17 protein-coding genes and 1 pseudogene are annotated in these 18,487 nt (G+C 67.5%); 10 read left to right on the forward strand and 8 right to left on the reverse strand.

What is annotated here, in order from left to right; translation table 11 throughout:
- Positions 1 to 294, forward strand: a pseudogene (locus VXD91_RS20985) (prolipoprotein diacylglyceryl transferase); the annotation flags it as partial.
- Between the two features lie 55 nt (positions 295 to 349).
- Here the strand turns inward: VXD91_RS20985 and VXD91_RS20990 are convergent.
- Positions 350 to 1,513: an IS30 family transposase gene (locus VXD91_RS20990; protein ID WP_226522072.1), complete on the reverse strand. Its 1,164-nt coding sequence runs from the start codon at positions 1,511 to 1,513 to the stop codon at positions 350 to 352.
- A 577-nt stretch (positions 1,514 to 2,090) separates the two neighbouring features.
- Between VXD91_RS20990 and VXD91_RS20995 the strand changes: the two genes are divergently transcribed.
- The 4 genes from VXD91_RS20995 (at position 2,091) to VXD91_RS21010 (ending at position 5,711) form a co-directional block, all read left to right on the forward strand.
- Entirely contained in the window at positions 2,091 to 2,711 is a 621-nt protein-coding gene (locus VXD91_RS20995; RefSeq protein WP_293022757.1) for a TetR/AcrR family transcriptional regulator, read from the forward strand.
- 195 nt (positions 2,712 to 2,906) lie between these two features.
- A complete protein-coding gene (locus tag VXD91_RS21000; protein ID WP_293022754.1) occupies positions 2,907 to 3,305 on the forward strand; it encodes a DUF2752 domain-containing protein in 399 nt (132 codons plus the stop codon).
- 112 nt (positions 3,306 to 3,417) lie between these two features.
- Positions 3,418 to 4,836 carry a pyruvate kinase gene (gene pyk / locus VXD91_RS21005; protein ID WP_293022751.1) on the forward strand — a complete coding sequence of 473 codons (1,419 nt, stop codon included), beginning with the start codon at positions 3,418 to 3,420 and terminating at the stop codon, positions 4,834 to 4,836.
- A gap of 14 nt (positions 4,837 to 4,850) precedes the next feature.
- Positions 4,851 to 5,711, forward strand: a complete 861-nt coding sequence (locus VXD91_RS21010; RefSeq protein ID WP_020103249.1) for an acyl-CoA thioesterase II — start codon at positions 4,851 to 4,853, stop codon at positions 5,709 to 5,711.
- A gap of 15 nt (positions 5,712 to 5,726) precedes the next feature.
- Here the strand turns inward: VXD91_RS21010 and VXD91_RS21015 are convergent, their stop codons facing one another.
- The 6 genes from VXD91_RS21015 to VXD91_RS21040 form a co-directional block, all read right to left on the reverse strand.
- Positions 5,727 to 6,167: a DUF4190 domain-containing protein gene (locus VXD91_RS21015; RefSeq protein ID WP_346416290.1), complete on the reverse strand. Its 441-nt coding sequence runs from the start codon at positions 6,165 to 6,167 to the stop codon at positions 5,727 to 5,729.
- Positions 6,164 to 7,690 (reverse strand): ATP-binding cassette domain-containing protein, encoded by a 1,527-nt coding sequence (locus tag VXD91_RS21020; RefSeq protein WP_346416291.1) that lies wholly within the window; start codon positions 7,688 to 7,690, stop codon positions 6,164 to 6,166. Before VXD91_RS21020 ends, VXD91_RS21015 begins: the two co-directional genes overlap by 4 nt.
- Positions 7,677 to 9,272, reverse strand: coding sequence for a thiol reductant ABC exporter subunit CydD (gene cydD / locus VXD91_RS21025; protein WP_293022775.1), 1,596 nt, complete (start codon positions 9,270 to 9,272; stop codon positions 7,677 to 7,679). Before cydD ends, VXD91_RS21020 begins: the two co-directional genes overlap by 14 nt.
- Before the next feature lie 35 nt (positions 9,273 to 9,307).
- Positions 9,308 to 10,363 (reverse strand): cytochrome d ubiquinol oxidase subunit II, encoded by a 1,056-nt coding sequence (gene cydB, locus VXD91_RS21030; RefSeq protein ID WP_293022738.1) that lies wholly within the window; start codon positions 10,361 to 10,363, stop codon positions 9,308 to 9,310.
- Between the two features lie 12 nt (positions 10,364 to 10,375).
- Positions 10,376 to 11,824: a cytochrome ubiquinol oxidase subunit I gene (locus VXD91_RS21035; RefSeq protein WP_293022735.1), complete on the reverse strand. Its 1,449-nt coding sequence runs from the start codon at positions 11,822 to 11,824 to the stop codon at positions 10,376 to 10,378.
- A 125-nt stretch (positions 11,825 to 11,949) separates the two neighbouring features.
- A complete protein-coding gene (locus tag VXD91_RS21040) occupies positions 11,950 to 12,531 on the reverse strand; it encodes an HdeD family acid-resistance protein (RefSeq protein ID WP_293022733.1) in 582 nt (193 codons plus the stop codon).
- Between the two features lie 186 nt (positions 12,532 to 12,717).
- Here VXD91_RS21040 and VXD91_RS21045 point away from each other — a divergent pair, with 186 nt between their 5' ends.
- From VXD91_RS21045 to VXD91_RS21065, 5 genes are read left to right on the forward strand one after another with little or no spacing between them, the layout of a single operon-like run.
- On the forward strand, positions 12,718 to 13,632 hold the full coding sequence (locus VXD91_RS21045) for an ABC transporter substrate-binding protein (protein ID WP_293022731.1): 915 nt from the start codon (positions 12,718 to 12,720) through the stop codon (positions 13,630 to 13,632).
- Positions 13,616 to 14,569: an amino acid ABC transporter permease gene (locus tag VXD91_RS21050; RefSeq protein WP_293022728.1), complete on the forward strand. Its 954-nt coding sequence runs from the start codon at positions 13,616 to 13,618 to the stop codon at positions 14,567 to 14,569. Before VXD91_RS21045 ends, VXD91_RS21050 begins: the two co-directional genes overlap by 17 nt.
- Positions 14,566 to 15,327, forward strand: a complete 762-nt coding sequence (locus VXD91_RS21055) for an amino acid ABC transporter ATP-binding protein (protein WP_293022725.1) — start codon at positions 14,566 to 14,568, stop codon at positions 15,325 to 15,327. The genes VXD91_RS21050 and VXD91_RS21055 overlap by 4 nt, the downstream gene beginning before the upstream one ends.
- Positions 15,327 to 16,484: a DUF5931 domain-containing protein gene (locus tag VXD91_RS21060; RefSeq protein WP_293022722.1), complete on the forward strand. Its 1,158-nt coding sequence runs from the start codon at positions 15,327 to 15,329 to the stop codon at positions 16,482 to 16,484. Before VXD91_RS21055 ends, VXD91_RS21060 begins: the two co-directional genes overlap by 1 nt.
- Positions 16,477 to 17,124 carry a response regulator transcription factor gene (locus VXD91_RS21065; RefSeq protein ID WP_293022719.1) on the forward strand — a complete coding sequence of 216 codons (648 nt, stop codon included), beginning with the start codon at positions 16,477 to 16,479 and terminating at the stop codon, positions 17,122 to 17,124. The genes VXD91_RS21060 and VXD91_RS21065 overlap by 8 nt, the downstream gene beginning before the upstream one ends.
- Here the strand turns inward: VXD91_RS21065 and VXD91_RS21070 are convergent.
- Positions 17,097 to 18,461 carry an adenylate/guanylate cyclase domain-containing protein gene (locus tag VXD91_RS21070; RefSeq protein WP_293022716.1) on the reverse strand — a complete coding sequence of 455 codons (1,365 nt, stop codon included), beginning with the start codon at positions 18,459 to 18,461 and terminating at the stop codon, positions 17,097 to 17,099. The two genes, VXD91_RS21065 and VXD91_RS21070, sit on opposite strands and share 28 nt — an antisense overlap.
- Between the last annotated feature and the right edge of the window lie 26 nt (positions 18,462 to 18,487).

The following is an 18,487-nucleotide window of genomic DNA, read 5'->3' on the forward strand; positions in this document are numbered from 1 at the left end:
GTCGAGGTAGCCCAGGAGTCCGAGGAGACAACAGAGTCTGACGAGGCCGCTGATGAGGCGGCCGCCGAGACGGATGTTGCCGATGGCGATGACGTCGCTGATGCCGAAGACGAGGCTACCGAGGCAACCGAGGCAGGCGAGGAGTCCGAGGAGGCAACGGATTCCGATGCCGACGCCGAACCGGCCGCCGAACCCGCCCCGAAGGCCGAAGCCACCGAAAAGGTTGAGCCCGTTGGGGTTCCAGTGTGGGAGCCACCTGCCCCGCGTCGTCGTTGGTGGCGCCGCCAGGGCTGAGCCCGGCCCGCGAGGCCGCGAATGTGCGGCCAGATCACGGATCTCACAGGCAGATTCAAGCGGTCGCCGCAACAAATGTGGACGGGTCTGACAGTAGCCGGTCGAGTTCCTCGGCCGGGGTGCGCCAACCGTGGCGTTTACGGGGTCGGGCGTTGAGTTCAGCGGCGACCTGGTCGAGCCATCCGGGTCCGTAGAACGACAGGTCGGTCCCTTTAGGAAAGTACTGGCGCAGAAGACCGTTGGTGTTCTCGTTGGTGCCGCGCTGCCAGGGGCTGTGCGGATCGCAGAAGTAGATCGGCAGGCCGAGGGCTTTGGTGATGTCGGCGTGCTTGGCCATCTCGCTACCTTGGTCCCAGGTCAGCGAGCGGCGCAGGATCTCGGGAATCTCCGGGATTTTGGCGCTCATCGCGGCGGCCAACGTCGCGGCGGTGTGATCGCCCGGCAGGTGCAGCAGCACCACGAACCCGGTGGTGCGCTCCACCAGGGTGCCGATCGCCGAACCTGATGCGGTGCTGCCCAGGATCAGGTCCCCTTCCCAATGCCCCGGGACCGCCCGATCATCAGCCTCTTTCGGGCGGTCGCTGATGCTGACCATGTCTTTGATTTTGCTTCCGGTTTCGTTGCGGCCCTGCGGTTTCCGTCGAACCCGGCCCGTGCGCAGGGCTTCTTTGACGATGCGGGCCAGCTCACCGCGCGGCTGTACATACAGCGCTTGGTAGATCGTTTCGTGGGACACCCACATCTCCGGATCGTCGGGAAAATCAAGGCGCAGTCGGCCCGCGATCTGCGCCGGGCTGTCGTGCTTTTCTAAGCGTGCCACGACCTGCTCCAGCAGGGCAGGGTTGGACTCCAACTTGCGAGCCTTGGGTCGCTTGGCGTTGGTGGTGGCCACCTCCTGAGCCACCCAGGCCCGATATCCGCTGGTGGTGGCTCCACGTTTGCGTTCCTGGTGGATCGTGGTCCGGGACCGCCCCAGAGCCGCTGCGGCCTCGGTGACGGTCGCGCCGGCGGTCAGCAACTGCTCGAGGCGCCACCGCTCGATAAACGACAACGGCCCCCGCGAGACCCCGGGATCGAGTTCGACCACGGCGCATGACGGATCATCGGTAGGAGCGGGGGTTTTCGGCACGAATCCAGCCTGAGCGACCCACCGCCGGCCCTGGTTCTCTGACACGCCCGCGACCACTGCGGCGTCGGCCACAGTGGCACCGGCATGCATCTCCTGCCAGAACGACGCTTTCACCGCACCCGAATACCGCGTGCCGCAATGCCGCGGATCGGTTTGATACCCAGCTTCTTTGGCCCATCGCCGAACCCGTCGCACCACTCACCCCTGCCACGGTTCCAGCCGCCGTCGGTGACAGCCCCGACCTCAACGCCGCATCGAAAGCATCCCGCACCGACTGCGGAACACCATAACTACCCAAATGACTCCAACGCCTCGGATGCATCGAACAACACCTCTCAAATCAGGTGTTGTGACGACCCCTTGAATCTGCCGCACGGAGCACGCGCTGAGTGCACGCTCGGCGACCTACGTCGCTGACCCTGAATCCAGGGCGCGGAAGTTCGAGTGGTGTGTGCCGTGGGCTCAGGGTGAACGCGGCAAGGTGGGCCTTCGTCGTTGAGCCTGAACTCAGGGCGCGGAAGTTCGAGTGGTGTGCGCCGTGGGCGCAGGGCCACCACAGCCACCACGGCCTCACATCCCTCCTGCGGCAAAAGTGTGCACGAGCTGCACTTTCATGCGAACGGTATGTTCCGCACTCGCCGGTCCTGATCGGTTGTGCGGTGGTTGGATGTCTCCTGTGGATGACATAGCCGACGGAGTGCAGCTGCAGCAGTCTCGGCAGGACCGCATCCTCAATGCGGCGCTGAAGGTGTTTGCGCAGCGGGGCACGTCCGATGCGACATTGCAGATGGTGGCCGATACCGCGGGTGTTTCTGTCGGGTTGGTGCAGCACCATTTCGGCACCAAGGACGGTTTGATCAAGGCTGTCGACGACGTGGCGATGAAACTCATCAGCTCGACCATGTTCGCCGCGCTGGAAAGTCCGGGGCGGGATTCGGTTACCGCGATCGGCAGGGCGGTGCATGGCCTGCTCACCGACCACCTGGTGGTGATGGACTATCTGGGTCGGGCGGTGGCTTCTGAAACCCCAAGCGGCATGGCGATATTCGACGCGATGGCGCGGATTGGCATCGACCGGTGGCAGCGCATGATCGACACCGGGGACGCCGCCGAGGGGCTCGACGTGGTCTGGGCCGGGCTGAATCCGTTGGTGCTGACTCTGGGCTCGATCATCTTGCGCCGACACCTCGACCGGCACCTGCCGGCGTCATTCACCTCTGACCCGGAATTGGCCAGGTGGGAAGAGTCCGTGAACGAGCTGATCCGGCACGGTCAGTTGCGCCAATAACTCCCGCTGCGTTTGCCCGAACCGTTACAATACGGCAATATTGTCGCTGATTCGCGGCGAACGTCGGTGTCGAGGGGTCACCGACGTTCGCATTTGCACCTCGCACGCGCGCAAACTCCCTGCTCGGTCTCCGTGTCGACCTCGACCGGCGGTCTCCGCTGCCTGTGGTGCGCGATCGCCGGGCATCATGGACCCATGACGTCAGTCGGCAGGGGCGCGCGTGTGGCGGGAGTGACCGGCACCGGCGCGGTGGCGGTGGCGGCCCTGACGTACATCGGCGTCGCTGACCCGCATCGCCCCGGATTCGGGTTTCCGCCTTGTCCGTTCAAGGCCCTCACCGGATGGAACTGTCCGCTGTGCGGCGGGCTGCGCATGACGCATGACGTGTTGCACGGTGACGTATCGGCCGCCGTCGTCGACAACGTGTTCGCGCTCGTGGGGTTGCCGCTGCTGACCGTCTGGCTCGTGGTGTGCTGGCGCCGCGGGCTGTCGGTGGCGCCGCCGTTGGTGACCGCACTGGTGGCGATGGTGCTGTGGACGGTGGTCCGTAATTTGCCGGGCTTCCCGCTGGTGCCGACGTTCACGCAGCCCTAGCCGCCGCTGAGCTGCGGACACCACGAGGCAACTCGCTGTTCGGCTGATGTTGACGTGTCGACAGCGCTCCCGGCGGCTCGTTATCTGAATCGATCCACTATGCTCATGCACCGTGAATAGGCGCGGAAAGATCGTCTGTACCCTCGGTCCGGCTACCTCGACCGATGAGACCGTACGGGCGCTGGTGGAAGCTGGGATGGATGTGGCGCGGCTGAACTTCAGCCATGGTGCGCACGCCGATCATGAGACCGCGTACAAGCGCGTGCGAGCGGCGTCCGACGCCGCCGGCCGTGCGGTCGGCATTCTCGCCGACCTGCAGGGTCCCAAGATCCGACTCGGTCGCTTCGCTGACGGCCCCACCGAGTGGCGCACCGGCGAAACGGTGCGGATCACCGTCGACGACTGCGACGGCAGCCACGACCGGGTATCTACCACCTACAAGCGGCTGGCCCAGGATGCCCGGCCGGGCGACCGGGTTCTTGTCGACGACGGAAACGTCGGTCTGAAGGTCGACGAGATCGACGGCAACGACGTGGTCTGCACCGTCACCGAGGGCGGCCCGGTCAGCAACAACAAGGGCATGTCCCTGCCCGGGATGAACGTGACGGCGCCGGCGCTGTCCGAGAAGGACATCGAAGACCTGAAGTTCGCGCTCAAGCTGGGCGTCGACCTGATCGCGCTGTCGTTCGTCCGATCGCCTGCCGACATCGAGCTCGTGCACGAGGTGATGGACGAGGTCGGCCGCCGGGTGCCGGTGATCGCCAAGCTGGAGAAGCCCGAGGCCGTCGACAACCTCGAGGCCATCGTGCTGGCCTTCGACGCGATCATGGTCGCCCGTGGTGACCTGGGCGTCGAGCTGCCACTCGAGGAAGTGCCGCTGGTGCAGAAGCGCGCCATCCAGATGGCCAGGGAGAACGCCAAGCCGGTCATCGTGGCCACCCAGATGCTGGAGTCGATGATCGAGAACTCCCGGCCCACCCGGGCCGAGGCCTCGGACGTCGCCAACGCGATCCTCGACGGCGCCGACGCCGTGATGCTCTCCGGTGAGACGTCGGTCGGCAAGTACGCGCTCGAGGCCGTGCGGACCATGGCGCGCATCGTCAAGGCTGTCGAGGCAAACTCGACCGACGCGCCGCCGTTGACCCACGTGCCGCGCACCAAGCGGGGCGTCATCTCCTACGCGGCCCGCGACATCGGTGAGCGGCTGGACGCCAAGGCGCTGGTCGCCTTCACCCAGTCGGGCGACACCGTGCGCCGGCTGTCCCGCCTGCACACACCGTTGCCGCTGCTGGCGTTCACCGACCTGCCGGAGGTGCGCAGCCAGCTGGCGCTGACCTGGGGGACCGAGACATTCATCGTCCCGCAGATGGACAGCACCGACGGCATGATCCAGGAGGTCGACAAGGCGCTGCTGGAGCTCGACCGCTACAAGCGCGGTGACCTGGTGGTCATCGTCGCGGGCGCGCCGCCGGGCACAGTAGGCTCGACCAACCTGATCCACGTGCACCGGATCGGGGAAGAAGACCACTGAGCCGGGGGTAGCGCGTGACGACTGCGGATTTCGAGGAACTGCTCAAGGTTCTCGACGTCACTCAGGTCGACGACGACACCTTCACCGGTGGTCATCCGAGCCGGAACCCGGTTCGTACCTTCGGCGGTCAGATGATGGCGCAGGCTTTCGTCGCCGCCAGTCGCACGGTCCCACCGAAGCTGCCGCCGACGACGCTGTCGACGCACTTCATCGCGGGCGGCGATCCGGAGCGCGACCTGGAGTTCAAGGTGGTCCGGCTGCGCGACGAACGGCGCTTCGCGAACCGCCGCGTCGACGTCATGCAGGGTGACACGCTGTTGGCGACGGCGCTGGTGTCCCACCTGGCGGGCGGGCGCAGCCTCGAGCACTCGGTGAAGGCGCCGGTGGTGCCGGATCCGTTGTCGCTGCCGACAATCGACGACCTGCTGAAGGGCTACGAGGAGACCGTTCCGCTGTTCGTCGAGGCGCTCAAGCCCATCGAATGGCGCTACACCAATGACCCGGCCTGGGTGATGCGGGACAAGGGCGGCAAGCTCGACCACAACCGCGTATGGCTCAAGACCATGGGCGCGATGCCGGACGACCCGGTGCTGCATGCCGCGGCGCTGGTCTATTCGTCGGACACGACGCTGCTGGACTCGATCATCACCACGCACGGCCTGTCATGGGGCCACGACCGGATTTTCGCGGTGACGATGAACCACACCGTCTGGTTCCACCGGCCCATCAAATTCGACGAGTGGGTGCTGTATTCGACGACGTCGCCGGTGGCCGCGGACTCCCGGGGCCTGGCGTCCGGCCATTTCTTCGACCGCGCCGGGCAGGTGCTGGCGACGGTGACCCAGGAAGGCATCGTCAAACACTTTCCGGGCTAACGGTTTTGGAACGACTCAGTCGACTTTGACGCCGAACTCCTTCTCGATGCGGCCGCGGAAGTCCTGGACACACGTGCTCTGCGCGTTCTGGTCCTGCCCGGCGCGCGTCATGCAGTCGGTGTAGTCGCTGAAACCGACCTGGCGGTAGAAACCGATCACGACGAACACGAACACCACCGCCAGCACGGTCGCCAGCGCGCCGAGCACGATGCCCGCGCCGGCCACCACGCCGTTGTCGGCGAGTCCCTGCTTGACCCGGCCGCGGCCGAGGACACCGCACGCGACGGCACCCAGCCCGAACAGCAGCCCACCGATCACCGACCACGAGGTCAGCAGTCCCACGATGCCCAGAACCAGCGCGGCGGTCCCCATGCCGTTGCGCGGAGCCGACGTGTACGCCCCGTACCCCGGGTTGGCGTACGGCGGTGGATACCCGGCACCGGGATACATGCTCATGACTGCGCAGGGTACCCGTCGTTGCTGGAATCGAGGTTCAGCACCGTGCAGGGCACGTCCGGCGGCAGCTGGTGCGTGGCCACGACCACCGCGCGGTCGGCGCCGAACATTGCGCCCGGAGTGAGGAGTTCGGCGAGCAGGCGGTGACTGCCCGCCGCGTCGAGGTGCTCGGTGGGTTCGTCGAGGAGCACGACGGGGAACTCGGTCAGCAGGGCGCGAGCAAGCAGCAGTCGACGCCGCTGGCCGGCGGAGACGGCGGCGGCCCCGCCGGAGAGCAGGGTGGACAATCCGTCCGGCAGCGTCGCCAGCCAGGGGGCCAGGCCGACCTGTGCCAGGGCGGCGGTGAGTTCGTCGTCGGTGGCGTCGCCCCGGGCGACCAGCAGGTTGTCGCGCAGCGTGGTGTCGAACAGGTGCGCGTCCTCGGCGAAAAACCCTGCCGGTGAACCGGTCTCGTTGAAGCGGTCGGCGGTGGACAGCAGCAGGGTCGTCTTGCCTCGGCCGCTGGCGCCCAGCACGGCGACCCGGTCGCCGGGTCCGACGTGTAGCGGCGGGACGGCCATGAGGGCCCGGTCGTCGGGGTGCTCGGCCAGCATTGCGGTGAGCCGCGCGATGGCGATGCGGGCCCGCGTCAACTGCACCGCCGCGGCCGGCAGCGCGCCGGTGGCCTCGAACGCCGACAGCGGCAGCAGCATGAGGATCGCCAAAGTCGTGGGAGCGACGGTCGACGTCAGCGAGATGGCGGCGACGATCGCGGCGATGGCACTGGCGCCGGTGGCCAGGATGGGCACCGCCCCGGCCAGGGCAGCGGGCCGCGCGGCACGGTCGGCGGCGTCGCCCCAGCGGCGGTGGTCCGCGGTGGCCTGAGCGATGACACCGCCGAGGCGGCCGGCGACGGCCAGTTCGGCGGCATGGTCGAGCGCCAGCATGACGGCGGCGTCGCGGTCCGAATGGTGTACTGCCGCCAGGTTTTCGGTGGCTTCGGCGGCGCGGGCCGCCTGCCACGGCGCCCAGACTCCGGCGGCCACCAGTCCGGCGGCAAGGGCAAGGGCAGCGGCGGGCGAGATGGCGGCCATGACGATCACCGTGGCGGTCGACAGCACCGTCGCGACGGCCACGGGCAGCACCGACCGCACCAGGGTGTCGGCCAGGTCGTCGACGGAAGCGCCTGCGCGCGAGACCAATTCGCCGCTGCTCAGCCGCAGCACCGTCGCCGCCGGCGCCGCGGACAGTCGCCGGTACAGCTCGGTGCGGGCCCGGCCGGCGGCGCGCAGCGCGACGTCGTGCGATGCCAGGCGCTCGCAATAGCCCAGCACCCCACGGGAAATGCCGAACAGCCGGACCGCCACCACCGCGACCGTCAGCTCCAGGATCGGCGGTTGCTGCCAGGCCCGGGTGATCAGCCACGCCGACACCCCGGCCAGGGCGAGGGCGCTGCCGAGTGCCGCGGAGCCGAGGAACACGGCCAGCGCCAGGCGGGGGAGTCGGGGCCGCAGCAGGTCGATCGCGAATCTAACTGTGGACACGGGAAGCCCCTCCCGCCCGGACGATCTCATCACCGATGGCCAGCACGGCGTCCCGGTGTCCGACGACGATGACGGTCGCGCCGGCCGCGGCACGGGCCCGGATCGCCTGGAGGACCTGGATTTCCAGCTCGGCATCCAGATGTGAGGTCGGTTCGTCGAGCAACAGCACCGGGCTGGGCCGGCCGAGTACCCGCGCCAGCGCCAGGCGCTGCCGCTGACCCAGCGACAGCCCGGAGCCGTCGCGCCCCAGCACGGTGTCGAGTCCCGCGGGCAGGGTGGCCAGCACCTCGTCGAATCCCGATGCGCGGCAGGCGCTGTCGAGGTCGGGGAGGGCGCCGAGCAATTCCAGGTTCTCCCGCACTGTCCCCGGGACGAGTACGGGCCGTTGCGGCAGCCAGCCGATCTGGTGCCACCAGTGCTGCCGGTCCAGCGTGCCGACCTCGATCCCGGCGATCAGCACCCGGCCCGTGTCGGCCGTGGTCAACCCCAGAATCGCCTGCAGCGCGGTGCTTTTCCCGCTGCCGTTGGGACCGGTCAGGACCGTCACCGCGCCGGGCACGGCGCGCAGCGTCAGATTGTGCGGGGCCGGCCCGTCCCGGCCGTCGATGCTGACGTGCTCCAGGTCGATGGTCGGCCGCGCCCCGATCCGTGCGGTGCCCGGTTCCGGTTGGCCGACGTCCTCGAGCAATCGGTAGGCCTGCCCGAAGGCGACCTTGCCGTCCTGTGCGGCATGGAATTCGACGCCGACGCGGCGCAGCGGCCAGAACACCTCGGGCGCCAGCAGCAGCACCGTCAGCGCCACCGGCAGGGTGACTCCGCCGCTGACCAATCGCAGCCCGACGCCGACGGCGACCAGCGCCACCCCGAGCGTCGCCAGCAGTTCGAGGACGAGCGCCGACAGGAACGCGATGCGCAATGTGGCCAGGGCCGAATGCCTATGTGCGTCAGACAGTTCGGTGATGCGCGGCGCGGCGCCCTCGGCGCGGCCCAGGGCCCGCAGCGTCGGGATACCGGCGATCAGGTCGAGCAGGCGCGACTGCAGCGTGGCCATGGCAGCCAGCGCGGCCGCCGACCGCTCGGTCGTCATGACACCGATCAGCACCATGAACAGCGGGATGAGCGGCAGCGCTATCAACACGACGAGCGCGGATTTCACGTCGTACCAGGCGATCACGATGACGGCGGCCGGGGTCAGCAGCACGGACATCACGACGGCAGGCAGGTAGCGGGTGAAGTACGGCCGCAGCCCGTCGAGCCCGCGCGTCAGCAGGATCGCGGCCTCGTCGTGCACCGCCTGTCGACGATGCGGCGGCAGTGCGGTGACGGCGGTGAGCACCTGTGCGTCGAGGTCGGCGATCATGGCGGTGGCGCCGTGCTGGCTGAGCCTGGCCTGCCACCACTGGGCCCCGGCGCGCAGTGACCAGAGTGCGGCGAGCACCAGCAGCTGAGGTACCCAGTGCGACAGTGGCGCGCCGGTGGTGATGATCCCGGCCACGACCTGCGCGGTGAGCACCGCCGCGGCCAGCGCCGCGCCGGTGATGACGACGCCACTACCGACCGTGGCCGCCAGGTGCCGCCGCAGGCCGGCAGTCATGCGGGGATTGGTCGACGATCGGGTCAGTGCGACCCGCCGTTTCGGGACAACCCGATGGAGGCCGGGATGTGCGCGGCCGAAATCCGTTGCCGGAAAACCCAGTACGTCCAGCCCTGGTAGCAGATCACCAGCGGGGTCAGCAGCAGTGCGGCCCAGGTCATCACCTTGAGCGTGTACGGCGTCGACGACGCGTTGTGGATGGTCAGGCTCCACGCCGGGTTGAGGGTCGAGGGCACGAGATTCGGGTACAGGCAGCTGAACAGCAGGGCGACCACCGCGGCGACGACGATGGCCGTCGCGGCGAACGCCCATCCGTCGGCGCGGCGGGTCCACACCAGCCGGACCGCGGAGAGCTGGGCCACCACGGCGACGCCCAGTGCTATCCAGGTGACGTCGTTGCCGTAGGCGATCTGGGTCCAGATGCCGAACGCAGCGACGATCACAGTCACCGGAACGGTCAGGCGGGTGGCGAAGCGGCGCGCGGTGTCGTGCACGGCCCCTTCGGTTTTGAGCGTGACGAATACCGCGCCGTGGAATGCGAACAGGCTTGCCGTGGCGATACCGCCGAGCAGTGAGTACGGGTTCAGCACGTCGCCGAACGACAGCTGAATCTGGTGGTGGGAGTCGACGGGGAGGCCACGCAGGATCGAGGCGAAGGCCACGCCCCACAGCACGGCCGGCAGCCAGGAACCCATGGCGATGCCGATGTCGGCCCACCGGCGCCACTGCGGGTCGTCGATCTTGCCGCGCCATTCGATGGCGCAGACCCGCACGATCATGCCGACCAGGATTGCCAGCAGCGGCAGGTAGAGGCCCGAGAACAGCGTGGCGTACATGCCCGGGAACGCCGCGAACATCGCGGCGCCCGCGGTGATGATCCAGACCTCGTTGCCGTCCCACACCGGTCCGATGGTGTTGAGCGCGGCGCGGCGGTATTGCTCCGCGTCGCCCTCGTCACCGTCGGCGGCGCGGCCGAAGAACTCCATGAGCATGCCGACGCCGAAGTCGAAGCCTTCCAGGACGAAGAAGCCCAGGAACAGCGCGGCCAGGATGATGAACCAGAGATGCTGAAGTGTCATGGCTGCCCCTTCCTAGTACGCGAACGACAGTGGGGCGACGTCGTCGCTGCCGGGTGGGGTGGGCGGCGCCGGTTCGGCGTCGTGCTCGAGCGGCCCTTCGAGCGTGTAGCGGCGGATCAGCCAGAACCAGATGACCGCGAGCAGCGCATAGAGCGCGGTGAAGGTGATCAGCGAGATCCAGACCGTGCCCGAGCTGTGTGCCGATACGCCCTGCCGGATGGTCAGATGCAGGTTCGGGTCGCCGGTCGGGTTGGTGGCGACCACCCAGGGCTGCCGGCCCATCTCGGTGAAGACCCAGCCCGCGCTGTTGGCCAGGAACGGCATGGGCAGTGTCACCAGAGCGAAGATGCTCAACCAGCGTTGCGTGGGAATGCGGCCCTTGCGCGTCAACCACAGTGTGGTGAGCGCGAAAAGCCCTGGGAATGCGAGCAATCCGATCATCATGCGGAACGACCAGTAAGTGACGAAGAGGTTGGGCCGGTAGTCACCCGGACCGTACTTGGCCACGTACTCCCGTTGCAGGTCCTGCACGCCTTCGAGTCGGACGCCCTCGAACTTGCTCTCGGCGAGGAACGGGAGCACGTACGGCACCTCGATGACGTGCGTGACGCTGTCACAGTTGTTGTGGGTACCGATGGTCAGCACCGAGAAATCCGGGTCGGTCTCGGTGTGGCACAACGACTCTGCCGAGGCCATCTTCATGGGCTGCTGGACGAACATCAGCTTGCCCTGGGCGTCACCGGTGAGCGTGAGCGAGGCGGCCGCGACCAATGCGACGCAACAGCCCAGCATGGCGGCGGGGCGGAACATGGTGCGCGATTCCTCGGTGTTGCCACTGCGCACCATCCACCAGGCGCTGATGGCCGCGACGAAGGTGGCGGCCGTCAGGATGGCGCCACCGACGGTGTGCGTGAACGCCGCGATGCCGGTGTTGTTGGTCAGCAGCTCCCAGATGCTGGTCAGCTCTGCCCGGCCGGTCTCCGGGTTGTAGTGCGCGCCAACGGGATGCTGCATGAATGAGTTGGCCGAGATGATGAAGAACGCGGACGCGTTCACGCCGAACGCGACGATCCAGATACACGCCAGGTGCACCAGACGGGGCAGCTTGGTCCAGCCGAAGATCCACAGACCGATGAAGGTGGACTCGAAGAAGAACGCCGCGAGGCCCTCCAGGGCCAGCGGTGCGCCGAAGACGTCGCCGACGAATCGTGAGTACTCACTCCAGTTCATCCCGAACTGGAATTCCTGCACGATGCCCGTGGCCACGCCGAGAGCGAAGTTGATCAGGAACAGCTTGCCGAAGAACTTGGTCAGGCGGTACCAGGCCGGATTGCCCGTCACCACCCAGATGGTCTGCATGACGGCGAGCAGCGGCGCGAGGCCGATGGTCAGTGGGACCAGGATGAAGTGGTAGACGGTGGTGATCCCGAACTGCCACCTCGATACGTCCAGTGCGTCCATTGAGCCTTCCCTGAGCCGGAGGGATTGGTCTACGACTTACTGTAGTAGTTCATGTGGGCAGCGGTCCAGATCTGCCGAACACCGAATTGTGTGGCCAGGCGCACACGTGCGCCCGGCCACACGGATCAGCTCGCCGCGCCGGTGAAGGCCTTGTCAACGGCCTTGGCGCCCTTGCGGATTCCGAACGCGGTGATCACTTCGGCGACACCGGTGACCACCAGCCAGATGCCCGTCACCAGCGCCAGCGTGCCGATCGACTCGATCGGCGAACCCAGCACCACGAAACCGGCGATCAGGCTGATGACGCCGAGGAAGATGTTCCAGCCGCGGCCGGGCAGCGTCGGATCACTGATGGCGGCCACCGTGGTGGCCACGCCGCGGAAGATGAAGCCGATGCCGATCCAGATGGCCAGCAGCAGTACGGCATCGCCGAGGTGCCGGAACGCCAGCACCGCGAGCACCAGGGACGCTGCGCCACTGATGAACGCCAGTACGCGGGCGCCGGCCGTGACGTGCAGGGTGAACGCGAAGAAGATCTGGCCGATGCCGGTGACGAGAAGGTAGGCGCCGAAGAAGATGGCCGCCACCGCGACCGAGATGCCTGGCTGGGCCAACACGGCGGCGCCCAGCACCACGGCGATCAGGCCCGCGATGAGTTCGGTTTTCCACAGGTGCTGCAACAGACTTGGCGGATTTTGCGTTGTCATTGACGCAGTCTCACATATTTGACGGGGGCTGCGCAGAATTCGGACAACCCGGTTTTTCGATGGTTCCAGATATGGACAACGGGCGATTGGGCTGCTTGGCGACCAGCGTGCCGATAAGGTGCTCTCCAACATGGCAGCTGTGGTCGGGGCAGAGTTGAGCACGAAGGAAGAGGCAACGTGTCAGGTGTGAGTCAGAGCCGTCGGGGCACGGCGTGGCGCATCGCGGTGGTGGTGGCGGCGAGTGGCGCGTTGGCGCTGTCGGGTTGCACGAAGAACACCGAATCCACCTCGCCCGCATCGAGTTCGTCGGCGGCTCCCGCCGCCAAGGTCGAGTCCATCGCCAACACGGTGCCGGAAGCCATCAAATCCAGCGGCAAGCTGATCGTCGGTGTGAACATCCCGTACGCGCCCAACGAGTACAAGGACCCGAGCACCGGCAAGGTCGTCGGTTTCGACGTCGACCTGATGAACGCCATCGCCCAGACGCTCGGTCTGACCGTCGATTACCGCGAGGAGTCGGACTTCTCCAAGATCATCCCGGCGATCCAGGCCGGCACCTACAACGTCGGGATGTCGTCCTTCACCGACAGCAAGCAGCGTGAGCAGCAGGTCGATTTCGTCACCTACTTCTCGGCCGGCAGCCTCTGGGCGCAGCGCGCGGGCGGCCAGATCGACCCGACCAATGCTTGCGGCAAGAAGGTCGCCGTCGAGTCGACCACGGTGCAGGACACCGAAGAACTGCCCGCCAAGACCAAGGCGTGCACCGACGCCGGCAAGCCGCCGATCGACGTGGTGAAGTTCGACAACCAGGACCAGGCCGCCAACGCCGTCGTCGTCGGCCAGGCCGACGCCATGTCCGCGGACTCGCCCGTGACGCTGTGGGCTATCAAGCAGGCGGGCGGCAAGCTGGTGCAGGCGGGCGAAGTATTCGATTCGGCGCCCTACGGCTGGCCGGTGAAGAAGGGCTCGCCGTTGGCCCAGTCGCTTTTGCAGGCGCTGCAGCACCTCATCGACAACGGCACCTACAAGCAGATCGCCAGCAGCTGGGGCGTACAGGCGGGAATGATCGACAAGCCGGTCATCAATGGGGCCACCAGCTGACGTGACGGCTGCTGAGTCAGCGGCGGACCCGAGCGGTCCTGCCGCCATCCACGCGATACCGCTGCGACATCCCTGGCGGTGGGTCGGGGCCGTGGCGATCATCATCGTTGCCGGGCTGTTCCTGTACGGCGCCGCCACCAATCCTGCCTACGGCTGGGACACCTACCTCAAGTACCTGCTCGACGTGCGGGTGGCCGAGGCAGCGTGGAACACCGTGCAGCTCACCATCTATGCGATGGCGATCGGCTTGGTGCTCGGCGTCGTCCTGGCCGTGATGCGGCTGTCGCCGAACCCGGTGTTCCGTGCCGTCGCGTGGGGTTATCTGTGGATTTTCCGCGGTACGCCCGTGTACGTACAGCTGGTGTTCTGGGGCCTGTTCCCGTCGATCTACCAGAACATCCAGATCGGGGTGCCGTTCGGTCCTTCGCTGTTCCACATCCAGCTGCAGGGCCTGTCGCTGGCGTTCGAGATGGCCTTCATCGGCCTGGGTCTCAACGAAGCCGCCTACATGGCCGAAATCATCCGTGCCGGAATCATTTCCGTCCCGGAGGGGCAGACCGAGGCGTCCGTCGCCCTTGGCATGTCGTGGTGGATGACCATGCGGCGCACCGTTCTTCCGCAGGCGATGCGGGTCATCGTGCCGCCCACCGGCAACGAGCTGATCAGCATGCTGAAAACCACGTCGCTGGTCACGGCCGTGCCGTACACGCTCGAGCTCTACACCCGCACCCGCGACATCTCCGCGGTGATCTTCCAGCCCATCCCGCTGCTGCTGGTCGCCGCCACCTGGTACCTGGTCATCACCAGCGTGCTGATGGTCGGCCAGTTCTACCTGGAGCGGTACTTCTCCCGGGGGGCGTCGCGCAAGCTGACGGCCAAACAGCTCGAGGCCCTTGCCCTGGCACAGATGGGCGACCACGGGGGTGTGCCGGCATGACCCCCATGGTGCGCGCCGAGCAGGTGTGCAAGAGCTTCGGCGCCCTCGACGTACTCAAGGGCGTCTCACTCGATGTCGAACGCGGACAGGTCCTCGTGCTCGTCGGTCCCTCCGGCTCCGGCAAGTCGACGTTCCTGCGGTGCATCAACCACCTGGAACAGGTGAGCGCCGGGCGGTTGTATGTCGATGAGGAGCTGGTCGGTTACCGCGAACGCGGCGGCAAGCTGCACGAGCTGCCGCCCAAGGAGGCCGCCCGCCAGCGGCGCGATGTCGGCATGGTGTTCCAGCATTTCAATCTGTTCCCGCACCGGACCGCGCTGGAGAACATCATCGAGGCGCCGGTTCACGTCAAGGGCGTCAAGCGTGACGCAGCGGTCACCCGTGCGCGGGATCTGCTCGACCAGGTGGGGCTGTCCAGCAAGGTGGATGCGTATCCGGCCCAGTTGTCCGGTGGCCAGCAGCAGCGCGTCGCGATCGCCCGCGCCTTGGCGATGGAACCCAAGCTGATGCTGTTCGACGAACCGACGTCGGCCCTGGACCCGGAACTGGTCGGAGACGTCCTCGCGGTCATGAAAAAGCTTGCCCAACAGGGGATGACGATGATCGTCGTCACGCATGAGATGGGCTTCGCACGCGAGGTGGCCGACCAGCTGGTGTTCATGGACGGTGGCGTGGTGGTCGAGCGCGGCGCCCCGCGCGAGGTGATGGCCAACCCGCAACATGAACGCACGAAGGCTTTTCTGTCCAAAGTGATGTAGTGGCTGTGCATTCCGCTTCGAAACCGGAGCCAGAACCGGACCCGGCAGCTCCGCTCTGGCGGGCGGCGCAGGGCTTCCGGTTGCTCAGCTGTCTGTACGCCCTGGGTTTTCAGCTCGCGGTCAATGACGATCTGCGGCACCCGGCGGTCACATGGGTGCTGTTCGGGCTCCTCATCGCCTGGAGCCTGGCGTGTGCGGTGGCCTACCTGAAGGGCTTCGGACGGCGGCGGGCCTGGGTGCTGGCCGAGGTGCTTGTCGTCGTCCTGCTGGTGTTGTCGACCGACCTGGTGGCCTCTCCGGCGTGGATAGCCGGTAATCAGTCGTGGCCGACCACGTTGTGGGCCACCAACGCGACGTTATCGGCGGCGATCCAGCTGGGGCCGCTGGCCGGCATGGGTGTCGGGCTGCTCGTGACGGCGGCGGGCGCGGTGCTCAAGGGCTACTTCGACCCCAATCTCGGCAGGCAGGCGACACTGGTCATCGAGTTGGCGGTGGGGCTCGCCGTCGGGATGGCCGCGCAGACCGCGCGCCGGGCTCACGCGGAGTTGCAACGGGCCATCCGATTGGCGGCGGCGACCGCGGAGCGTGAGCGGCTGTCGCGGCAGGTGCACGACGGCGCCATCCAGGTGCTGGCGCTGGTGGCCCGGAAGGGCCGGGAAATCGGCGGTGAGACAACGGCACTCGCGCAGCTGGCCGGCGAGCAGGAAAGGGCGCTGCGGCGGCTGGTCAGTTCCGGTCTGGACGAGGCGCCGGGCGGTCTGGTCGACGTCGGGGAAATGCTCCGGGCCCGCGCGGGTGATCGCGTCGCGGTCAGTGTGCCGCCGGACCCGGTGCTGCTCGACGCTGCCGTGGCGGGCGAACTCGATGCCGCCGTGGCCAACGTGCTGGGCAACACGGCCGCGCACGCGGGTCCGGAGGCCCGGGCTTACGTCCTCGTCGAGGACCTGGGGGAGCAGGTGGTGGTGAGCGTCCGCGACGATGGCGTGGGGATAGCCGACGGACGGTTGGCGCAGGCGGCTGTGGAGGGGCATATGGGCGTGACGAAATCCATTGTGGGACGGCTGGAATCACTGGGCGGTGCGGCGGAGCTGACAACGTCGCCGGGCGCGGGCACCGAGTGGGAGCTGACGGTACCCCGGACGGCAACCGATGTCTGAGCCACAGCTGACGGTCATGGTGGTCGACGATCACCCGATCTGGCGGGACGCCGTCGCCCGTGACCTCGAGGATTCCGGCTTCACCGTGGTGGCCACCGCCGACGGCGTCGCAGCCGCTGGGCGCCGGGCCGCGGTGGTGAAGCCGCAGGTGGTGGTGATGGACATGCGACTGTCAGACGGCAGCGGGGTCGAGGCGACCACGCAAGTGTTGGCGGTCTCACCGGCGAGCCGGGTGTTGGTGCTGTCGGCTTCCGACGAGCGTGACGACGTGCTGGAGGCCGTAAAGGCCGGTGCCACCGGATATCTGGTGAAGAGCGCATCCAAGGCCGAGCTGGCCGACGCGGTGCGGGCGACGGGCGAGGGGCGTGCGGTGTTCACGCCGGGTCTGGCCGGGCTGGTACTGGGGGAGCACCGGCGCATGGCGAAGACGCCGGGCGCGGACCCGGCCGCTGGCTTGACGGAGCGGGAGACGGAGATCCTCCGCTATGTGGCAAAAGGCTTGACCGCCAAGCAGATCGCCGAACGGCTGACCCTGAGTCACCGCACCGTCGAGAACCACGTGCAGGCGACGTTTCGCAAGCTGCAGGTGGCCAATCGGGTGGAAGCGGCGCGCTACGCCATCGAGCACGGCCTGGACTGACCGCCGTCCGTGCGCGACGAGCCGGCCCCGGACGTCCGTCCGACCAGGTACCAGGTGCGCATCAGGCCCTTGCCCTTGACGTCGATCTCACCGCGCTCCTCGAATTCGTAGGCATGCTGCAGGCGCTCATAGACGTTGTGCGGCACCTGGATTCGCCCGGCCACGTCGGTGCTCTCCATTCGGGACGCGACGTTCACCGCGTCGCCCCAGACGTCGTAGAAGAACTTGCGTGACCCCACCACACCGGCCACCACCGGGCCGGCGGCGATACCGATGCGCACCGGTACCGGGCGACCCTTGGGGTCGGTCAGTTCGCGGACTTCGTCGGCGAAGTCCAGGGCGAGGCAGGCCAGTGCCTCGAGATGATCGGCCCGGCCGTGCGGTATGCCGCTGACGACCATGTAGGAGTCCCCGCTCGTCTTGACCTTTTCCAGGCCGTGCCGGTCGACGAGTGCGTCCAGACCGGTGTACAGCGTGTCCAGGAACTGGACCAGGTCGGCGGGCGTGGTGTCGCTGGCGCGTTGGGTGTAGCCGGCGATGTCGGCGAAAAGTATTGAGGCGTCGTCGAATTTGTCGGCGATCACGGTGTGCGCGGGATCCTTGAGGCGCTGTGCGATGGACTCCGGGAGGATGTTCGCCAGCAACGTCTCGGACCGGAGGTACTCGGCCTGGATGGCGCGCTGGGCGATGGCGTTCTCGCGCAGGACGGACCAGACGGTCGCCATCACGATCAGGCAGCCGGACACCGCCGTGATGACGAACGACACCCGGCTTTCCATCTCGGTCTGCGCTCCAGTGTGTGCCGGGACGGTGAATTCCAGGATGCTCGCGGTGACGATGCCGACGGCGGCGACAGCGGCCGCGAATCCCACGTGTTCGAGACCCACGATCAACAGCGTGATGGCACCTGCCACGGCGAAATACAACAGAATTCCGGAGCCGGTGCCGACATTGATGGTCACGACGGTGACCGAGGTGTAGGCGATGAGCACGAATGCCGCGGGCGCGACGAGTTCGCCGAACCGGTAGAGCGCCGGGACGAGCAGGAAGAGCGCTGCGCTGACGAGGTTCACCGCACCGATCCACATCGTGTACGGGCCCGTGGACAACGCCTGGAAGGCGAAGAAGACGCTGAGCATCGCGCCGAGGCGGCTGGTGCGGGTCAGGATCCGCCGGCTGCGGGCGACGGTCGGGCTCAGGATGTCGGCGTCCGGGTGCAGGCACTCGCGGACGGTCGCGGTCGGGACACACACCGAGCGGCGCACGGCGGCGACCAACTCGGCGCTGGCCGGGGTCGCGGTGCCACCGGCGAGGCGAGCGTCATCCATGATCGCCATGGACTAAAGGGTAGACGCGCGCGGCC

The sequence above is a fragment of the Mycobacterium sp. SM3041 genome, assembly GCF_039668335.1.
Lineage (GTDB): Bacteria > Actinomycetota > Actinomycetes > Mycobacteriales > Mycobacteriaceae > Mycobacterium.

What these genes read in the sequence shown, in the direction of transcription:
- VXD91_RS20990 (WP_226522072.1), bottom strand. Translation starts at nt 1,513, where the DNA reads ATGCATGCCGGTGCCACTGTGGCCGACGCCGCAGTGGTCGCGGGCGTG.
- VXD91_RS20995 (WP_293022757.1), top strand. Translation starts at nt 2,091, where the DNA reads ATGTCTCCTGTGGATGACATAGCCGACGGAGTGCAGCTGCAGCAGTCT.
- VXD91_RS21000 (WP_293022754.1), top strand. Translation starts at nt 2,907, where the DNA reads ATGACGTCAGTCGGCAGGGGCGCGCGTGTGGCGGGAGTGACCGGCACC.
- VXD91_RS21015 (WP_346416290.1), bottom strand. Translation starts at nt 6,167, where the DNA reads ATGAGCATGTATCCCGGTGCCGGGTATCCACCGCCGTACGCCAACCCG.
- cydB (WP_293022738.1), bottom strand. Translation starts at nt 10,363, where the DNA reads ATGACACTTCAGCATCTCTGGTTCATCATCCTGGCCGCGCTGTTCCTG.
- VXD91_RS21035 (WP_293022735.1), bottom strand. Translation starts at nt 11,824, where the DNA reads ATGGACGCACTGGACGTATCGAGGTGGCAGTTCGGGATCACCACCGTC.
- VXD91_RS21040 (WP_293022733.1), bottom strand. Translation starts at nt 12,531, where the DNA reads ATGACAACGCAAAATCCGCCAAGTCTGTTGCAGCACCTGTGGAAAACC.
- VXD91_RS21050 (WP_293022728.1), top strand. Translation starts at nt 13,616, where the DNA reads ATGGGGCCACCAGCTGACGTGACGGCTGCTGAGTCAGCGGCGGACCCG.
- VXD91_RS21055 (WP_293022725.1), top strand. Translation starts at nt 14,566, where the DNA reads ATGACCCCCATGGTGCGCGCCGAGCAGGTGTGCAAGAGCTTCGGCGCC.
- VXD91_RS21065 (WP_293022719.1), top strand. Translation starts at nt 16,477, where the DNA reads ATGTCTGAGCCACAGCTGACGGTCATGGTGGTCGACGATCACCCGATC.
- VXD91_RS21070 (WP_293022716.1), bottom strand. Translation starts at nt 18,461, where the DNA reads ATGGCGATCATGGATGACGCTCGCCTCGCCGGTGGCACCGCGACCCCG.